This is a genomic window from Mannheimia varigena, from assembly GCF_013377235.1.
GTDB classification, from domain to species: Bacteria; Pseudomonadota; Gammaproteobacteria; order Enterobacterales; family Pasteurellaceae; genus Mannheimia; species Mannheimia varigena.
In genome coordinates, this window is sequence record NZ_CP016226.1 from 1,146,236 (window position 1) to 1,166,448 (window position 20,213).

Annotated in this window: 9 protein-coding genes; 5 read left to right on the plus strand and 4 right to left on the minus strand. The window is 40.0% G+C overall.

All coding sequences use genetic code 11. The features are described from left to right. Positions 1-16 precede the first annotated feature (16 nt). Genes dtd through proA form a run of 3 tightly spaced genes read right to left on the minus strand, consistent with a single transcriptional unit; the run spans position 17 to position 2,508 of the window. Positions 17-451: a D-aminoacyl-tRNA deacylase gene (gene dtd / locus A6B40_RS05315; protein WP_025248275.1), complete on the minus strand. Its 435-nt coding sequence runs from the start codon at positions 449-451 to the stop codon at positions 17-19. Then, positions 426-1,268, minus strand: a complete 843-nt coding sequence (locus A6B40_RS05320; RefSeq protein ID WP_025342131.1) for a virulence factor BrkB family protein — start codon at positions 1,266-1,268, stop codon at positions 426-428. Before A6B40_RS05320 ends, dtd begins: the two co-directional genes overlap by 26 nt. A gap of 1 nt (position 1,269) precedes the next feature. Further along, positions 1,270-2,508, minus strand: coding sequence for a glutamate-5-semialdehyde dehydrogenase (gene proA, locus A6B40_RS05325; RefSeq protein WP_176671781.1), 1,239 nt, complete (start codon positions 2,506-2,508; stop codon positions 1,270-1,272). Positions 2,509-2,628: 120 nt separating this feature from the next. Here proA and mutL point away from each other — a divergent pair, with 120 nt between their 5' ends. From mutL to hflX, 4 genes are all read left to right on the plus strand, one after another. After that, entirely contained in the window at positions 2,629-4,515 is a 1,887-nt protein-coding gene (gene mutL, locus A6B40_RS05330) for a DNA mismatch repair endonuclease MutL (RefSeq protein WP_176671782.1), read from the plus strand. A gap of 2 nt (positions 4,516-4,517) precedes the next feature. After that, positions 4,518-5,477, plus strand: a complete 960-nt coding sequence (miaA, locus tag A6B40_RS05335) for a tRNA (adenosine(37)-N6)-dimethylallyltransferase MiaA (RefSeq protein WP_081732165.1) — start codon at positions 4,518-4,520, stop codon at positions 5,475-5,477. A 69-nt stretch (positions 5,478-5,546) separates the two neighbouring features. Next, positions 5,547-5,822: an RNA chaperone Hfq gene (gene hfq, locus A6B40_RS05340; RefSeq protein WP_025218108.1), complete on the plus strand. Its 276-nt coding sequence runs from the start codon at positions 5,547-5,549 to the stop codon at positions 5,820-5,822. 18 nt (positions 5,823-5,840) lie between these two features. After that, complete coding sequence (hflX, locus tag A6B40_RS05345; protein ID WP_025248279.1) at positions 5,841-7,238, plus strand: ribosome rescue GTPase HflX; 1,398 nt, start codon at positions 5,841-5,843, stop codon at positions 7,236-7,238. Positions 7,239-7,418: 180 nt separating this feature from the next. Here hflX and A6B40_RS10150 read toward each other — a convergent pair whose 3' ends face one another. After that, the gene (locus tag A6B40_RS10150) at positions 7,419-18,194 is read right to left on the minus strand and encodes a YadA-like family protein (RefSeq protein ID WP_236966855.1); all 10,776 of its coding nucleotides are present in this window, start codon (positions 18,192-18,194) and stop codon (positions 7,419-7,421) included. Between the two features lie 769 nt (positions 18,195-18,963). On the opposite strand from A6B40_RS10150, the gene A6B40_RS05360 reads away from it, so the two are divergent. Then, a complete protein-coding gene (locus A6B40_RS05360) occupies positions 18,964-20,118 on the plus strand; it encodes a cytochrome-c peroxidase (RefSeq protein WP_176671783.1) in 1,155 nt (384 codons plus the stop codon). The last annotated feature ends 95 nt before the right edge of the window (positions 20,119-20,213 follow it).

Consider the following 20,213-nt stretch of genomic DNA (forward strand, 5'->3'; position numbering starts at 1 on the left):
CTCTCTTTTTTCTTGCCTAAACCTGCAACCAAAACGTAACAGGTCCGTCATTTTGTAAGCTAACTTGCATATCTGCGGCAAACTGCCCTGTCTGGGTATGGATTTTAGTTGCTGCTTGTTGATGAAAATAGTCGTATAAACGTTCAGCATCAATTGGGGCAGCTCCCTTTGAAAAACTTGGACGTAAACCTTTGTTCGTATCTGCCGCAAGGGTGAACTGCGAAACCACGAGTAGGCTACCGCCAGCTTGCTGAACATTCAAATTCATTTTGTCTTGCTCATCAGAAAACACTCGGTAATTCAGTACTTTTTCTAATAGTTTATCGGCTTTAGCTTCATCGTCATCTTTTTCAACGCCAAGCAGAACCAATAAACCGTGCTGAATTTCGCCAACGGTTTGCCCTTCAACCTCAACTTTTGCCCATTTAACCCGCTGAATTAATCCGATCATAAACTTCCCTATCTTCTTCCATCTCTTTTAAGATTGCGGCGAACTGCCCGCCTAATAACACCACTTGCCAACTTAATTGAATCCACAACAGCATAATCGGCAATACCGCTAATGCCCCATAAATTGCTTGGTAAGATGGAAACGCCGTGATATACCAAATAAAGGCTTGTTTACCTAAGGTAAAGAAAACCGCCGCCAGTAACGCTCCAATTGCTGCGTGCTTGAATTTTACCTTGGTAACAGGGATAAATTTATACACCAATGTAAACAGTAACCAAATCAAGAAAAACGGCATTAATTCTAATAAATGTTGCCCTAACGACAACGCCCCAGAGCCATTAAAAATCGCAAGTGATGTAATGTAGGTTGTAATGGCAATACTTGCTCCAGCAAGTAGTGGACCGAATATTAAAATTAAGAAATAGAGCAAAAAAGAGAACCACATCGGTCGGCTTTTATTGTTATGCCAAATAGTATTAAGGGCTTCATCAATGCTTTTAATCAGCATCAGAGAAACCACAAATAAACCGATAATACTGACAATCCCCATTTTTTTCGCATTACTGACAAACAGCTCAATATATTCTGAAACCATTTCGCTCGCACTTGGGGCAAAGTTGTCGTAAATAAAGGCTTTTAACATTTCGCTGGCTTCATAAAACACAGGGAAGAACGTAAAAATCGAAAACAACACAATAATTGATGGCACAATGGCAAGCATTGTGCTGTAAGTAAGATAACCCGCCGAAATCGCAATGTTATTTTCCGTATAACGCTTCGCAAGCAGTTTAAGAAATTCTAAAATCCGTTTTAACATATTATCCTCTAACTAAATAATCGCCTTCACACACCCATTTATACGTGGTTAATGCCTCAAGCCCCATTGGGCCTCGTGCGTGGAGTTTTTGCGTACTTACCGCCACTTCCGCCCCTAAGCCGAACTCGCCGCCATCAGTAAAACGTGTGCTGGCGTTAATATAAACGGCTGCTGCATCAACTTGTTGTACGAATTGACGAGCAGCTTGATAATCAGAAGTTAAAATACTTTCCGAATGTTGCGAACCATAATGGCGAATATGCTCCACCGCTTGTTGTAAGTCGTTTACAACAACCACGTTCAGATCAAGCGATAACCACTCTTGGCTGAGTTTTTCCTGATCAAGCGGTTCAATTCCGTCAATTTTTTGCAAATCATTACTGTGAATCGTTACGCCTAGCTGCTGCATTTTCGCCACTAATTTTGGTAAAAATTCGACAGCGATAGATTTTTCCACCAACAAGGTTTCCAATGTATTGCAAGTGCTTGGACGTTGAGTTTTCGCATTCGCAATCACCTCTAATGATTTTTCTTGATCTGCTGTTTTCTCCACAAATAGATGGCAAACACCAATGCCACCAACAATTACTGGAATGGTTGAATTTTCTTTGCAGAATTGATGTAACCCCGCACCGCCTCGTGGAATGACCATATCAATGTAGCGATCTAACTTCAAAAGCTCTAACAATAAGCCACGATCAGGATCGGTTACCGCTTGCACCGCTAATTTCGGTAAGCCTGCTTTTTCTAACGCATCTTGCACCACATCAACTAGCACTGCATTGGTAAATTTGGTCTCTTTACCGCCACGTAAAATAACCGCATTGCCGGTTTTTAAACAGAGAGAAGCCACATCTATGGTTACATTCGGGCGAGCTTCATAAATGGTTAAAATCACGCCTAACGGCACACGTTGGCGTTCAATTTTCAAACCGCTGTCTAGCACACCGCCATCAATTACTTGCCCGACAGGATCTGCCAATTTCGCCACATTTCGCACATCGTTGGCGATCCCTTTTAATCTCTCTTCATTGAGTAACAAACGGTCGATTATCGCCAATGAAATGCCTTGTGATTGAGCAAATTCAATGTCTTTTGCATTCGCATATAAAATTTCGGTTGCACGCTGCTCAAGGCTATCGGCAATGGTAAGTAAAGCTTCATTTTTCTGACGGTTACCAAATTGTGCCAATTCAACGCTGGCTTGCTTGGCTTGTTGAGCAAGTTCTATTATCTGCATAAATTTGTTCTCATTTTGTTAATATTTGCCATAATCTAACACGTTCTTTTATATGAAGAAATATGCAAAAGTAAAGAAAATTAGATAAAATGGGCTAATTCCAAATGATTAGGCACAAAAATGACAAATCAATCTCCAAAACAGCTAATCCACATTCTTCCCCCACAACTGGCAAACCAAATTGCCGCAGGTGAGGTGGTAGAACGCCCTGCGTCTGTGGTGAAAGAACTGCTTGAAAACAGCCTTGATGCCGGGGCAAATAATATCCAAATTGATATTGAAAAAGGAGGCTCACAGCTGATCCGCATTCGAGACAACGGCTGCGGCATCAGCAAGCAAGATCTGCCACTTGCACTCGCTCGCCACGCCACGAGCAAAATCAGCAGTTTGGAAGATTTGGAAGCCATTTTAAGTCTAGGCTTTAGGGGTGAGGCATTGGCGAGTATCAGCTCGGTTTCACGTTTAACTCTCACCTCTCGCACCGCAGAGCAAAGTGAAGCGTGGCAGGCTTACGCACAAGGGCGAGAAATGGCAGTGGAAATCCAACCGGCTTCGCACCCTATCGGCACAACGATTGAAGTCGCTAATCTGTTTTTCAACACACCGGCACGCCGTAAATTTTTACGCACCGATAAAACCGAGTTCACCCATATTGACGAAGTTATCCGACGCATTGCCCTAGCTAAACCGAACGTAAGTTTTACCTTAAGTCATAATGGCAAAATCGTCCGCCAATATCGCAAAGTTGCCGATCAATCAGTAGAGCAAAAACAAAAACGGGTGGCAGCGATTTGTGGCGAGGAATTTATTCAAAACGCCAATTATATTGACTGGCAACACGGCGATTTGCACTTACACGGCTGGGTTGGCTCACCGATGCTTGCTCGTCCACAAAACGATCTTTGCTATAGCTATGTAAACGGGCGAATGATGCGAGACAAAACCATCAATCACGCAATCCGCCAAGCCTATGGCGAGAGCATTGCAACAGGAAACTACCCTGCGTTTGTGATTTTCTTAGATTTGGATCCTACAATGGTGGATGTAAACGTCCACCCGGCTAAACACGAAGTACGTTTCCATCAAGGAAGACTGGTACACGATTTTATTTTACAAGGTGTCAGCAACAGTCTACAACAAGCACAGCCCACACTTGAACTACGGAACGAACTCAATGAACCAATGCCGGCTTATGCGAAAGACACCAACCGCCAAGCAGCAGGGCAAAATGTATTTACACAGCCCAAAGAGCCAATACAAGCGGGCGAATTTTCACAACAAAATGCAAATCGCTCTACTCACTCGCCTTTTACGCCGAAATTTGAGCGAAGTAGTAGCTCTCAATCAGCTCAAAAATGGTATAACGAACTCCTGAGTGGTTCAGATATTCGAGCGGAAAAAGTAGAAAGAACCGCTATTCAAATGCCAACATTTGAACCAAAAGTGGAAACAAAACCCAAACCTGTTTTGCAAAAAATGGAGCAAATTACACCGCTTGCAACCAACCATTCTCAAGCTTTAGCTATTGTGAAAAACCAAGCGGTATTAATGAAAGAAGGGGAAGATTTTTATCTCATTCCATTGGCAAAACTTGCTGAGCTAAAATTTACTTATCAACTCAGTAAAGGGCAAGCTCAAGCATTATTAATTCCGCTGAATCTCACCTTAGATAAACAACAAACGACATGTTGGCAACAATACAAAGAGAGCTTGAGCGAACTTGGTTTTTCGATTACCGAAAAACATTGGCAGGAACAAACAAGGCTAACGCTTCTTTCCGTACCTCAAGCAGTGAGAGAGCAAAATCTGCAGCAACTACTCTTTGCATTATTCAGCCAAGCACAAGCGGTCAATTTAGCCGAATTTTTTGCAAAAAAATGCGAAATTCCAACCGCTTGCTCTTTAAGTGAAGTGATTGCTTTGTTATCAGAAATTGAACTCTATGCGAATGGGAAGAAAGAAATTGAAAAAATTCGAACATATATTGATTTTTCTAGCTATTTATAAAAATGATAAAACCAAATAAACCCCTCGCCCTTTTTTTAATGGGGCCTACCGCCTCGGGCAAAACAGATTTAGCCATTGCACTCAGACAAGAATTACCGGTTGAGGTGATTAGTGTGGACTCCGCCTTGATTTACAAGGGAATGGACATCGGCACAGCGAAGCCAAGTAAAGCTGAATTGGAGTTGGCTCCGCATCGCTTAATTGATATTTTAGACCCAGCGGAAAGTTATTCGGCGATGAATTTCCACGCCGATGCGTTGCGTGAAATGGCAGAGATTACCGCTCAGGGCAAAATTCCGCTCTTGGTGGGCGGCACAATGCTCTATTACAAAGCGTTGCTGGAAGGGCTTTCGCCGTTGCCGTCTGCCGATCCTGCCATTCGTACCGATATTGAAGCGAGAGCCGAGCAATACGGTTGGGCAGCGTTGCATCAGGAATTAACGAATATCGACCCTGTTGCCGGGGCAAGAATTAATTCAAACGACAGCCAGCGGATTAACCGTGCGTTAGAAGTGTTTTATATCACCGGCAAAACGATGACGGAACTCACCGCCCAACAAGGCGAAGCATTGCCGTACAATATTCTGCAATTTGCGATTGCTCCACAAGATCGAGCGGTGTTGCACCAACGCATTGAGCAGCGTTTTCACAAAATGATCGATTTGGGCTTTGAGGACGAGGTCAAGCGGTTATTTTTGCGTGAAGATTTGCATATTAATCTGCCTTCGATTCGTTGCGTGGGTTATCGCCAAATGTGGGAATATCTGCAAGGGGAAATCTCACTCGATGAAGCCATTTTCAAGGGAATTTGTGCTACCCGCCAACTGGCGAAACGACAAATCACTTGGCTTCGCAGCTGGCAGGGTGAACTGACTTGGTTGGATAGTTTAGATCCGACCAGCTCCAAAGCAAAAATGATGGAAAAGATCGATCATTATTTAAAGAATTGTGATAATATCTAAACGCCTCAGCACTTATCGCAATATTTGTTGTCCTAGTATTCATCACACAACTATAAAAAGGAAAGAAAAATGGCAAAAGGTCAATCTTTACAAGATCCATATTTGAATGCACTTCGCCGTGAGCGTATTCCGGTTTCAATTTATTTAGTAAACGGCATTAAATTACAAGGTCAGATCGAATCATTCGACCAATTCGTGATCTTGTTAAAAAATACGGTGAGCCAAATGGTGTATAAACACGCTATTTCAACAGTTGTGCCGGCGCGTGCGTTGTCGCATAACAACAATAACAACCACAGCCAACAAGCTCAACCAGCGGCTGAAGTTGCTGAACAAGCGGAATAATTAACTATTAACCACAAAATGTTAAACGAATCATTGCCAAACTCAGAAGAAGATTCTGCGTTTGGCTTTGCTTTATCTGAAGCAAGCCAAATTTCAGAAATCAATGAAGCTACCAACGAAACGACAGAAGACGGCAGAGATAAAGCCATTCTTGTGCATCTCTACCTCGGTCAGCAAAAAGATGTAGAAAACCTACTCGAATTTAAAACCCTCGCTGAATCTGCCGGGGTGGAAGTGCTGGCAACGCTCACCACTAGCCGCCCAAGTCCACATATCAAATATTATGTGGGGCAAGGCAAAGCGGAGGAAATTGCTGAAGCCGTAGAGCAATTAGGAGCAACGGTGGTGTTAGTCAATCACCAACTCAGCCCCGCCCAAACTAGGAATTTACAATCACTATGCGATTGCCGAGTGGTAGATAGAACAGGGCTGATCCTTGATATTTTCGCCCAGCGAGCGAGATCCCACGAGGGGAAATTGCAGGTTGAGCTGGCTCAACTTCGCCATCTCTCCACTCGTTTAGTTCGCCGAGTGACAAACCAAGATCAGCAAAAAGGCGGCTCTGTTGGTTTACGTGGGCCGGGGGAAACGCAGCTCGAAACCGACCGCCGTTTGATTAAAGTGCGAATCCAACAGCTGTTAAGCCGTTTGGAAAAGGTGAACAAACAGCGAAATCAAAACCGTAAAACCCGACAAAAAGCGGATATTCCAACGGTATCGCTCGTGGGCTACACCAATGCGGGGAAATCTACTCTATTCAATGCGATTACCCAAGCTGGAGTGTATGCGGCAGATCAGCTGTTTGCTACCCTTGATCCAACCCTTAGACGTATTCAAGTGCAAGATGTCGGCACAGCAATTCTGGCGGATACGGTTGGCTTTATCCGCTTTTTGCCGCACGATTTGGTGTCTGCATTCAAATCTACCCTGCAAGAAACCACTGAAGCAACGCTGCTTCTGCACGTTATTGATGCCGCTGATGATCGCAAAAATGAGAATATTGATGCGGTCAATCAGGTGCTTGATGAAATTGAGGCGTTGGAAATCCCAACACTTCTCGTGTTTAACAAAGTCGATAAACTGGAAGGTATAGAGCCTCACATTGAGCGAAACGATGACGGTACACCGATTGCGGTTTACCTTTCCGCCCAAGAAAATCTTGGCATTGAGTTACTATTCCAAGCGATTCAAGAGCGACTACGTAGCAATTTAGTACGAGAAACCGTGCTACTACCCGTCACCGCAGGGGCAATTTACGCCCAATTCAAAGCGGAAAATTGCATTAAAGCGGAACATTTCAATGATTTCGGTGAGCGAATAGTGCAAATTGAAGTGAACGAAGTGCAGTGGCACAAATGGCTAAAACAGTTTCCAATGTTGGCAGAATATGCCGAATTGGCAAAGTGGGATGATTAACGCTTCTTAACGCCATTCCTAAACTTCCTAAACAACGACAAGCGGTTATTTTTTACTGGGAAATTGCAAAATCCATTTGCAAAACAACAGTAAAAAATAACCGCTTGTTTTCTTATCTATACGAAAAAATAAAGCCCTTCTCTTTCGAGAAGGGCTTTGTTATCAGTTAGCTACACGCTATTACCATTGGTAACCGACGCTTGCTGCAGCACCTGCATGACCACGAGTATCTGAGTTCAGGCTGAATTTAATACCCACTTTACCGTTATCAGATAAACGAGAGTAACCAACTGCAAGAGCGCCTTGACCACGGTAAGTACTCACACCCGCTGAAACCATAGATTTACCAGGTTGTGTTACGTGGTATAAGTTACCTGCTGCTAATGCACCAGCAATACCTGCACGTAAATCTTTATCAACATTGTTAACATGGTTAGCAACACTTCTTAATTGATTTACATTTACAGCATCAGTACCTTTCACACCTTCTGCCACATTTGTGATACGTGTTGGAGCATTATTGCTACCTGCAACATTAAGTTCATTAACACCATCTTTAGCTACAGTTGAACTGATAGTTGTACCACCAACCTTCACTGAATTAAATTCAGGATTGTCTGAAGTCGCAACTTTAACTGTTGAACCTTCACGTGAAACTACAATGTTTTTGCCACCTTCAACATTAACTTTACCATTGTTGTTAATACGTTGAGATTCTGCCTCACCATTAACTGTCAGTTCCCAACCTAAGTTTAAGTTTTGAACTGCATTGTATAACTGGCTACCATTCACAGCATCTTTACTTGTTGCCGTTACATCACCATCTTTAACATTAGTGATCTTCGTGCCTTTCGCATCAATGCCGCTCTTAGTTACACTTGGGCCGTCTTTAATGGTTAAACCGTTGTTGTTTACGGTTGTGTTACCGGTTGTTACAGAACCATCTTCTGTTAAATCAATTGCTTTCGCCAATTGTACTTCTAATGTATCAGTACCATTTGCTTTAACATTGATGTTGCCTGATGCTGACTTAAAGTTTTCAGAAGCGGCTTTATCCACACCCTCACCTTTCACTTTAACTTCAGTATTCAGTTTCTGACGGTTTTTCACATCTTCATTGTTACCAGAGAAAATTAAACCATCATTTAAGGTTGCAACTTGTTCTGTTACAGGTTTACCGTCTTTGTCTTTGGTTTCATAAACGATACGTGTTTTACCGTTTTCTCCCGGTAATCCATCTTTACCGTTCGTACCATCAACACCTTCAGCACCATCTTGAACTTTAATGTTCGCACTTGCGCCTGGTTTACCATCAGCACCTTTCGGACCTGTTAAGCCGATTGAACCATCTTTACCGTTTAACACAGCAGAAGCTCCGTCTTTACCGGTTGCGCCGATAGAACCATCAACACCGTCTTTACCATCACGACCTGCAAGGATAGTACCGTCGCCTTTAATAGTTACACCGTCTTTACCGTCTTTACCAGCAACACCGATTTGACCATCTTTACCGTCTTTACCACCAATTGTTAAGTTGTTGTTCAAGCCGAAGGTCACGTTATTACCTTCTTTAGTAATAACAATGTTACCGTCTTTGTTGTTCAGATCAACGGTTGCACCCGGTTTAACATTGCCTTTGTCTTTACCATTTGCTGTTAAGTTCCAACCTGCGTTAGCAACTTGTTGCACTTGATATAACTGGCTACCGTTTACCGCATCTTTGCTAGTTGAAGAAAGTTCACCGTCTTTAACATTAGTGATTTTCTTATCGCCTGCATTGATACCGTTTTTAGTCACACTTGGACCATCTTTGATGGTTAAACCATCATTATTTACCGTAGTGTCACCTATAGTTACAGAACCATCTTTCGTTAAATCAATGTCTTTCGCTAATTTAACTGTTAAAGTACCGTTGTTATTTACTACACCGATATTATTAGCATCAGATAGTTTAGTAGCATCTTTCTCACCACCGGTGATGCTTAAAGTTTCGTTTAGTTTCTTAGTAATTACTTTACCATCGTCACCAACGAATTTTAAGCCATCGTTCAAGGTTGCAACTTCTTCTTTAACAGGGTTGCCATCTTTATCTTTGGTTTCATAAACGATACGAGTTTTCGTTTCGCCATCTTTACCATCAACACCTGGTTTACCTTGTTCAAAGGTCATTGTACCGTTTGAACCATCTTTACCGTTGATACCGATTGTGCCATCTTTACCGTTTAAGGCTACACCCGTTTTACCGTCTGCGCCTTTCACGCCGATTGCACCATCTTTACCTGGTTGACCATTTTTACCTGGACCACCGATAGTTAAATCATTATTTAATGCGAAGGTCACATTGTTATCAGTAGTCTCTTTGGTAATGATTATGTTGCCATCTTCATTATTAAATGAAACTTTACCTTTCGGACCAACATTTGTGCTATTTTTACCATTCGCTGCAATATCCCAACCAGAGTTAGCTACATCATAAACCTGTTTTAATTGGTCTTCTGTTGCTGCCTGACCGCTAGTGAAGTTGTTTGGATCAAATGTCTTATTAGTTAAGCCACCAATGGTGCCTTTATTACCGTCAACAGTAATTGCATTATCACCACCAACCGTTAGGCTATCGCCAGTTAATGCAGAATCGCCTACACCAACTACATTCGTATCAATAAACGTATCACCGATTGTAATTGAACCTTCATCTGTTAAGTCAATGTTTTTCGCTAATTTAACCACTAACTTACCATCTTTATTCACTACGCCGATATTATCATCAGATAAATCATCTAAATCTGTATCGCCGCCTGAAATTTGTAAGGTTTCATTTAGTTTCTTATCGATAACTTTACCATCATCACCTATGAATCTTAAACCATCGTTTAGTGTTGCCACTTCCTCAGTTGTACCGTCTGGTTTCTCATAAACGATACGGGTTTTGCTTTCGCCATCTTTACCGTCGTTGCCGTCAAGACCTTTAGCACCGTCTTTTACAGAGATAGTTGCACTTGCACCATCTTTACCATCAGCACCTTTAGGACCGGTTAATCCGATAGAACCATCTTTACCATTTAAAGTAACACCAGCTGTACCATCTGCACCTTTAACACCGATTGAACCATCTTTACCTGGTTGCCCATCTTTACCTGGACCGCCAATGGTTAAATCGTTATTTAACGTAAAGTCAATCACATTATCACTTACTGTTGTGATGATGTTTTTGTCTTTAGAGGTATACTTAACAGTTTCACCTAGTTTAACGTGATCAGTTTCACCATTATCCGCTGCAATGCTAAAGCCTTTCTCGATAATATCGTTGCTTGCATTTACAACATCATTAATATTCGCAGCGTTAGTACCAACTTCTTTTAATTGATCGTCGGTTAAGTCGTTCACTGAAGTGATTGGCTTACCATCTTTACCGTTAATGCCGTCTTTACCTGCTAAACCGTCAATACCGCTCTTCACGTTAACGATTTGGTTGTTACCGTTGTCTAGACCGTCTTGGGTTAACTTAACTGGATCTTTCGGTTCACTATTTCCGTCCGCTGGTTCTGCAGGTGTAATAGTGATACCGTTATTGGTAATCTCGGTTGATGGTTTAGTGTTGTCAACAACATCTTTACCTCCATTTTCGCCTGGCTTGTACTCAACAAATTTCGCACTTGTTAAATCTTTAAGCTCACGGTTAAGTTGGATTTCAAGCTGATCTTTCTCATTAGCAACAACATTGATATTGCCTGCTGCTGATTTGAAGTTCTCAGATGATAATTTGTCATTAATACCTTGTGCTACTTCACCAACAATGTTCACCACGCTATTTAGCTTGTGACGATTTAACTTGTCATTGTTACCTGCAAAGATTAAGCCATCGTTAAGTGTTGCAACTTCTTCTGTAATCGGGTTACCTTCATCATCTTTGATAGGGTTACCGTCTTTATCTGTCGGTTGGTAAACGATACGAGTTTTACCATTTTCACCTGGTAAGCCATCTTTACCGTTTATACCATCAACACCTTGAGCACCATCTGCTGATTTAAATGTTAAGCCGTCTTTACCGTCTTTACCATTCAAGCCGATTGAACCATCTTTACCGTTAAGTACAACTGCTGAACCATCTTTACCGTTCACACCAACTTTACCGTCAATGCCGTTATCGCCGTTTTGACCGTTCTCACCGTCTTTACCGTTACGACCTACAGTAATTGTTGCTTCACCTGGTGTACCGTCTTGACCGTTATCACCCTTGATTGAAACACCGTCTTTACCATCTTGACCTTTAACGCCGATAGAGCCAGCTTTACCGTCTTTTCCACCTACATTGAGGTTATTCGCTAAGTCGAAGTCGATCTTGTTATCGTGTACCGTTGTAACGATGTTACCGCTTTCACTACGATACTCTACTGTTTGACCAAGCTCTACAGTATCTTCTTTTGCATCATCTGCAAGTTTAGAGTTATCAGCAGTGATCTTGAAGCCCGTTTTCACTAGATCATCAGTAGCATTACGTACATCATTGATATTCGCAGCATTTGTGCCAACTTCTTTAAGCTGCTCTTCTGTTAAATCATTTACAGATTTAACTGGCTGACCATCTTGACCGTTAACACCATCGATACCGCTCTTCACGTTAACAATTTGGTTGCCGCCATTGTCTAGACCGTCTTCAGTAAGCTTAACTGCTTTACCATCTGTGCCATCTTTTGGCGTGATAGTTACGCCATTATTATTTACTACAGTTGTTGGACCTTCACCTTCTTGACCATTCTCTCCATCTTGTGGTTTGAATGTAGCTGAGTTCAAGTCTTTAAGATCTTTAGCTAATTGAACAGATAACTTACCATCTTTGCTGTTTACGCCGATGTTATTTGCAGTTAGCTTATCTTTATCAGCTCCACCAATGATTTCTAAGGTTTCATTCAATTTCTTAGATACTAGTGTTGCATCATCACCTTTAAAGTGTAAACCATCATTTAAAGTAGCTACTTGCTCTGGTTCACCTATAGGATCACCATTGCCATCTGTTGGCTGATATTGGATACGAGTTACACCATCTTTACCTGGTAAACCATCTTTACCAACAAGCCCTGGTTTGCCCTCAGTACCTTTAATGGTTAAACCATCTTTACCATTTGTACCGTTCAAGCCGATTGAACCATCTTTACCGTTAAGAACAACTGCAGAACCGTCTTTACCGTTTACACCGATAGTACCATCAATACCATCATCGCCATCTATACCATCTTTGCCAGGGCGACCTACAGTGATAGCTCCATCTTTACCATCTAAAGCAATAGCATCTTTACCGTCTTTACCAGCAATACCAACTTTACCTGGTTCACCATCTTTACCAACAGTAATATTATTCGCTAGGCTAACTTCTAATGCATGGCCACCATCTTTCTCAACAACGTTTGTTTTAACATTGCCATCACCAATGATCTTAGCTGTCGTACCTAAGTTTTGCTTAAACTCCTGGTTGTTCTCATCTTTTAGACCAAACGCATCTGTTGTCACCTCAGTAACAGTATTTTTCAAGTCACCGACGTTAACCGCATTGTTAAGAACATCACCTGCTGCCTCAGTAAGTTTAACAGGTTGACCATCTTTACCTTTTAAGCCGCTATCAACATTGGTGATTTGGTTACCACCGTTGCTTAAGCCATCCTCTGTTAAGGTAACGTTAGATTTGTTAGGATCTTTCTTAGCAATCGTTACGCCATCTTTATTGATAACTGTAGAATCACCTTCTGTACCAAATGTTGCACTATTTAAGCCCGTTAGGTCTTTTGCTAATGCCACAGTAATTGTATTGTCTACAATTTGTGTCATTACATTTTGACCGGCATCAAACTTAGTCCAATCGGTATTTCCTTCTGCACCTTTAACATCCACTTGCGTATTTAATTTTGCATTGTGAACTGTGCCATTGTTAGCACCGAATTTTAAGCCATCGTTAAGGGTTGCAACTTCTTCTTTCTCACCGTTTGGTTTTTCGTAAACGATACGAGTTTTGCTTTCGCCGTCTTTACCGTCGTTGCCGTCAAGACCTTTAGCACCTTTCTCAACTTTGATTGATGCCGCACCATCTTTACCATCTGCACCGTCTTTTCCATTTACGCCATCAACGCCGTGGAACACGATTGCTTCTGGTTTAATTGTTACACCATCTTTACCATCAGCACCTTTAACACCGATTGAACCATCTTTACCTGGGGTACCATCTTTACCTGGTTTACCGCCAACAGAGATGTTATCTGCTAAGCCAAAGTCGATTGTATTGTTCGTTACGGTTGTAACAACATTAGTATCGGTTGAAGTGTACTTAACCGTTTCACCTAACTTAACATTATCTTCTTTCGCACCAGCATCTAAACCAGAGTTATCGGCTGTAATGTTAAAGCCAGTTTTAACTAACTTATCAGCTACCGCATAAAGTTGTGAACCGTTGATCGCGTCTGTTGAATCAGAAGTGATTCGACCTGCTGCTACATTTTGAATTTGGCGTTCTTTACCTGCGGAGCCTACTGATACCACATAGTTTGTGTTTTCATTAGCTCCCGCAAAACCAGTGTAAGTAATACCACCTACAGTTGCGTTACTTGTTGGCGTTGCTGCAGTTACAGTTGATTCGCTACCTAATGCTACAGAGTTTTCTAAGGTTGCTTGAGCCCCCATACCTACTGCAACAGCGAACTGTTTATCAGCTACCGATTGAGTACCTACAGCTACTGCAGATTGTGCGCTTGCAGTTGCATTTGTACCTACAGCTAATGCTGCTTTATCTGTCGCTTTTGATCCTACACCTAAAGCAGTTGCTTTCTCTGATGTTGCATTTGCATTAGAACCCACAGCTGTTGCCTCACCAGCACTTGCTGTTGTTTCACGACCAATCGCTGTTGCACCATTTGCAGTTGCATTTGCTTGAGAACCTACCGCTGTTGCTTGGGTACCTGCCGCTTTTGAGTTTACACCTAATGCTGCCGCAGCATTACCATTAGCATTTGAGTTTGTACCAAGTGCAATTGCCCCTTGATCTGCAGAAGTTGCATTAGGGCCAATTGCAATAGAGTTAATGCCTTTTGCACCATCATTTAATCTGTTTTCTTGAACAGTTGAATTTACAGAGAAGTATTCAATTTGTGTAGGTAATGCAGAAGCATTTACAGCTACTTTATAAATAGTTGTAATTACACCATCAATAGTTTTAGTTTCTGTAGCATTTACAGTGATTGTATTATCAGCTGCTTCAACTTTGGCAGAATGATCTTTAGTAAATTTAGTGACAGCTTCATCACTTAATTTAAAGTCAATCTTGTTATTACTTACAGTAGTAACAATATCAGCATTACCAGCATAGGTAACCGTTTCACCTAACCTAACATGATCATCACCGCCATTATCAGCTGAAATCTTAAAGCCTTTCTCTGTTGTTTCATTTACAGCTGTGTTTACCGTATTAGTTAGGTCAATATTAACTGTACCACCATCATTACGAGTTAAAGTTGCAGTTTTACCATCTGTAGAGGTTTCTGCTTTATTAACAAAGTTATTTTTAATGCCTGTTACAGTAACAGATGAACCATCATTTTTGGTTAACGTTGTTGTTGCATCACCATTATCTGCATAAACTGCTGAACCACCTGTTACATGAGTATTTGTATCAACTGCATCTTTATTAACAGTTACCTTACCGTCATCACCAATCTTAATTGTGTCGTCATCAACATTTACATCGAAGGTAATGTTACTATTATCATTACGAGCAATTGTGCCCTTACCATTTACAAAACCAACATCTTTGTTGTCTTTGTTAATTGTTTCAACAGTTTGACCATTTACTGAAGTAGTAAACTCTTGAATCGCAGTTTCAGCCTTCGCTAAAGCATCCGTTGCTTTCTTAGTTAAGCCAACTTTGTAATCTGTTACATTATCTTGGTTTTTCTCACCCGTAGTAACAGTTAAGAAATCTTTAGAAGCTTCATCTGCACTTGCAGTTGTACCATCAGCATTAATTGTATAAGTTGTTACACCTGTTGTATCTTTATTTGCAGTGACAGATGCAACATTTGTACCTTTTTCTACTTTAGTTTGCACAGCTTTTAACTGGCGGAGATTTACTGCATCTGTGTCATTCTGGCCATCTGCTACGTTAGTAATTACTTTGTTACCAGCATTAATACCTATTGTTGTAATACTCGGTCCACCATTATTAATAGTTAAACCATTTTGATTAATAACTGTATCACCAATTGTTACAGAACCATCATTACCCAGGTTCAAAGTGTTATTCAACGTTACATGATAGTTCTTACCACCCGTATTATTATTTTTATCTTGTTGAACTGCTAAGTTGTCACCTACAGTTACGCTTTCCTCTTTTGCAATTTGATCTTTAGTTGTTTGACTTAAATCAACATTGATTTTATTTCCATCAACTCTTGTTTCAATAGCATTATTACCAATAATATCAAAACGCTTATTGTCTTTATTGACTGTAATACCTGCTGCTTGACCATTTTTATCCGCACCTACCGTGAAATCAGATAATGCATTGTCAATCTGAGTTTTAGTTATCTCAGATAAATCAACCGTATAATCCATAATATCTGGATTAGTTGTATTAGCTGCCCCGTTTACATTAATTCTATTAGAACCAGCTTTCACAGTTGCAGAAGTATCTTTTGTGAACTCATTAATTGCCTTATCACTTAAGCTTACTTTGTAAGTGCGATTTTCATCTTCTGGAGATGGAATTTTTTCAACTTTTACATAATCTTTACCATCATCAACTACACCAGTAACAGTATCATTATCTTTAGTGAAATCACGAATCGCATCGTCTGTTAAACCTACTGCATAATTTGTCGTATTGGTATTAGAATCAAATTTACTATCTACTTTTATATAATTTTTACTAGTTGAAGTAGTAGCTGCACTTACAGTTGTGTTATATGCATTTACTGTATAAATATCTTGCCCATTATCGCCTTTTGATGAGGCTACATGGATATTACTACCAGGTTTAACTTCCGTTTTCGCAGCTTTAATCGCTTCTTCAATTGTATTTTTACCTGTTCCACCAATATTAGTGTAGGTAATAGTACCATTAGGATTTAATTGCGAATTACCACCAAAGGTTGAATTTACTGAACTTGCGATATTGTTCATCACATTGTTAGTAGCATAAAGCTGTGAGCCATTGATAGCATCTGTTGAATCAGAAGCAATTTTACCCGGTGCAACAAACTTGATTTGACGCTCGTTGTCAGCAGAACCTACACTCACATAGTCGCCTGCCGCAACATCTTCATCACCAGCAAAACCGCTATATGTTAAGCTACCAACAGTTGCAGAATCAATTCTAGCAGCTGTCGCAATAGTAGAGCTGTTACCTAAAATCACGGAACCATCTGTTGTAGCCTGCACATTTGAACCTAATACGAAAGTATTTTGACCACTTACTGTATTGCTTTGACCAAATGCACCAGAATTGTTACCGCTTACTGTAGTTTGTGTACCTACGGCTAATGCGTTTTGACCGCTTGCTGTTGCTTTATAAGCGATTGCTGTACCGTATTGACCAGAAACAGATGTATTGAAACCAACAGTAGTACCACCAGTACCTGTCGCTGTAACTGTTGAGTTCGTACCAATTGCAGTTGCGTTGTCGCTATATACGCTTGAATTAAAGCCGATTGTTGATGAGCCCACTCCTTTTGATTTAGCAGATTCACCAATAGCTGTACCACCTTTCTTAGTGGTAACTGCATTTGCACCAATAGTAGTTACGTTAGCTTCTGTTGAGCTTGAGTTCCAACCGATACTGATTGCATTTTCACCCTCTGTTTTAGATACGTTACCAAATGCTATTGCCCCTGTACCATTTGCGACAGAGTTCACACCAAATGAAATAGAACCATTACCGGTTGCACTTGCATTAGTACTAAATGCAACAGAATCTTTTGAGTTTGCATTGGTATCTGTACCTAAAGCAAATGCGTTTTCTGCAGATTTAGCCGTATCCGCTACAACAAAAGTATTAACATCTGTTGGCAAATCCGTTCTTGTTTCAGTTTTGAATCCCCCTGCATTAGCATTTGTACCAATTGCAAAAGCATTATTACCATTAGTTTTTGCTTTAGTACCGATAGAAAAAGCATCATTACCGTAAGAATAGGTATTATTCTGACCATCATAAATACTTCGTCTTGCTTCACCAGTAGTTTGATCTAGAGTCTGAGGTATGCCTGAACCAATCGCAAAAGAACGTTCCCCTAATGCAGTTGCCGAAGCACCAATTGCAAAACTTGCTGTAGCATTTGCCCAAGAAGAAGAACCAATTGCTGCTGCATAATCAGCCTTTGCTGCAGACTGACGCATTGCTGCAAACGAGTTAAATCCAGATGCATAAGAAGATGTACCTAATGCTACTGCACCAATGTCTGTCGCTTTAGATAAACCACCAATTGCAATAGACAAACCACCTATTGATTGCGAATGGTCACCGATAGCAATACCATTATTGTAATCAGAAGTAGCTTGACGACTTCTAATAGTCGTATTATTACCAATAGCAATACCTTCCATATATAGCGTTCCACTATATCTGTTTCCTGTACCAGAGGTATCAACAGATGTAGAGCTATTATAAGAAAGGCTACCTGGGTTATAATAGTTATAAGCGTATGTATTCCCTATTTTGTCGATATAGGTACCTGTAGGGTCTCCATTACTATAATAATTATTACCTGTAATAGATACCACAGCCTCTGCCGGCATTGCTGAAATCATTAATAATGCGGTCCCACCCACTAAAATAGAACCTTTTAGTCCCCCTACTAAAAGACTAATGCTACCACGCTCATCAGTTGAAGATGCCGCCTTACCTTGCGATTTAGCAAGTTCAGACACAACTTCCATTTTTTGCGTCGTTCGGTTAAAAATAACCTTAAATATTTTATTCATAATTTAATACCTTTAAGACATAAAAAATAGCTTATTTCTGTTAACTTAAGAAATAAGCCAATTTTGTAAATAATTCGGAAATCACACACAACACTTCGAATAAACGCTTTAACAACCGCTTATTTCATAAGAGGACTGACCTCCTAATTATGCTAAATTTTTTACTTTATAATCTCAAGAAGCTTTTAATAACTTTACAAATCTCCTCTAGCAAGAAAGAAAAAAACAAAAAACTCTTTATATATCAATAAGTAAGAAATCTATTTCTTGTATTTTAAAAAATAGTAATTTGATAGACATTATTAACAAAGAAAATATTTGAAATAACAAGAAGTTAACAAATAAATAACAAACAGGTAGTAACAAACTTATACGTAATAGGTAATTTAATTTTTACTCAATTCATAAAATATAGGTCTGCAATTTGATCTACACCTCAAAAGTTGGGGTTAAAAAGAGAATGTAAGTAGAAAAATCCCGTTCGTATTCAAATAAAATTAAAAGGACTAAGCTCTGCGGAATACAGAACTTAGTCCTTGAATTAAATTAACCTAACTTTTCTGGGGCATTCTATTTTTTATAACCATATATATTACAAATGAGCTGGATATGAATCTTCTTACTAATATTTCAATAAGCGGTTATTTTTCTAGTGCTATTTGCAAATTTCATCAAGATTGATTTCAATCAACCCTCTACCAACTTCGAGGGAAGATTTATTTTCTATCACATTTTAAAATACCAATATGTACATTGATGGAACAATCTTATGCTAAAACCCTTCGCTCTTGTTTTCGGGTTACTGTTGATAGCTCAAACCAGTTTTTCTCTTGAGAAAGAACCTCGTACAATGCCGACCCGAGGTATGGATAAAGCTCTACTTGGGCAAATTCTGTTTTTCGATAAAATGCTTTCTCACGGCGGTGGTTTAAATTGCGCTAGCTGCCATAACCCAGATAAAGCCTTTATTGATGACAGGATCACTCCAGCCAATGGAGTGGTTTCTCAAGGTGACACCCCTAACAAATATGGCAAACGAAATTCCCCAACCATGCTTTACGCTAAATATGCCCCTGATTTCCATTTTGATGAAAAAAACCAAGAATATGTTGGTGGACAATTTTGGGATGGGCGAGCAAAAAACCTTACCGAACAAGCTGGAATGCCACCACTAGACCCAAATGAAATGGCAATGCCAAGCAAATTAGAAGTGGCAAAGCGATTGTATAGCCTGCCGATGTATCAGCAATTTTTTACCCAATTTTACGGCGAGGCGGTTTGGGATAGTTATGAAGGTGTGTATGCCGCAATGGAAGATGCGATCGCCACCTTCCAAACAAAGAAAAAACTGCTTGCACCTTTTGATTCAAAATATGATTTATTTCTGAATAAAAAAGTACAATTAAACGAATTAGAAGAAAAAGGTAGAATACTGTTTTTCGATAAAAGCCAGACAAATTGCAGCAGTTGTCATCAACTTCAAAACCATTCTATGCATAAAGAAGAAACTTTTAGTAATTATCGCTATTATAATTTGGGTGTACCAAGTAATCCAAAATTAATAGAAGTAAATGGATTTACTGAGGATTTTATAGATTTAGGCTTATATGAAAACCCTAATGTAAACAGAGATGAAAACCAAAAAGGAAAATTTAAAACGCCTACTTTGCGTAATGTGGAGATGACTGCACCTTATATGCATAATGGTGTATTTAAAGAGTTGAAAACAGTTCTGTTATTTTTAGATAGTTATAATAATCCCGCACGTATAATTAACCCTGAAACAGGTAAACCTTGGCAAAAACCGGAATTTGCTCCCACCATTGCACATAATAAATTAAAAGCTAAACCATTAAGTGATGAAGATATTTTAGCATTAGAGGCATTTTTAAAAACATTAACGGACAATAGATATCAACAATAGGTATCAAAAGTAGAAAAACAAGGGAATTTGTTTTATTGGTATTTTGCAAGCGGTTATTTTTCTGATGAAATTTGCAATTTCACTTACTATGAACA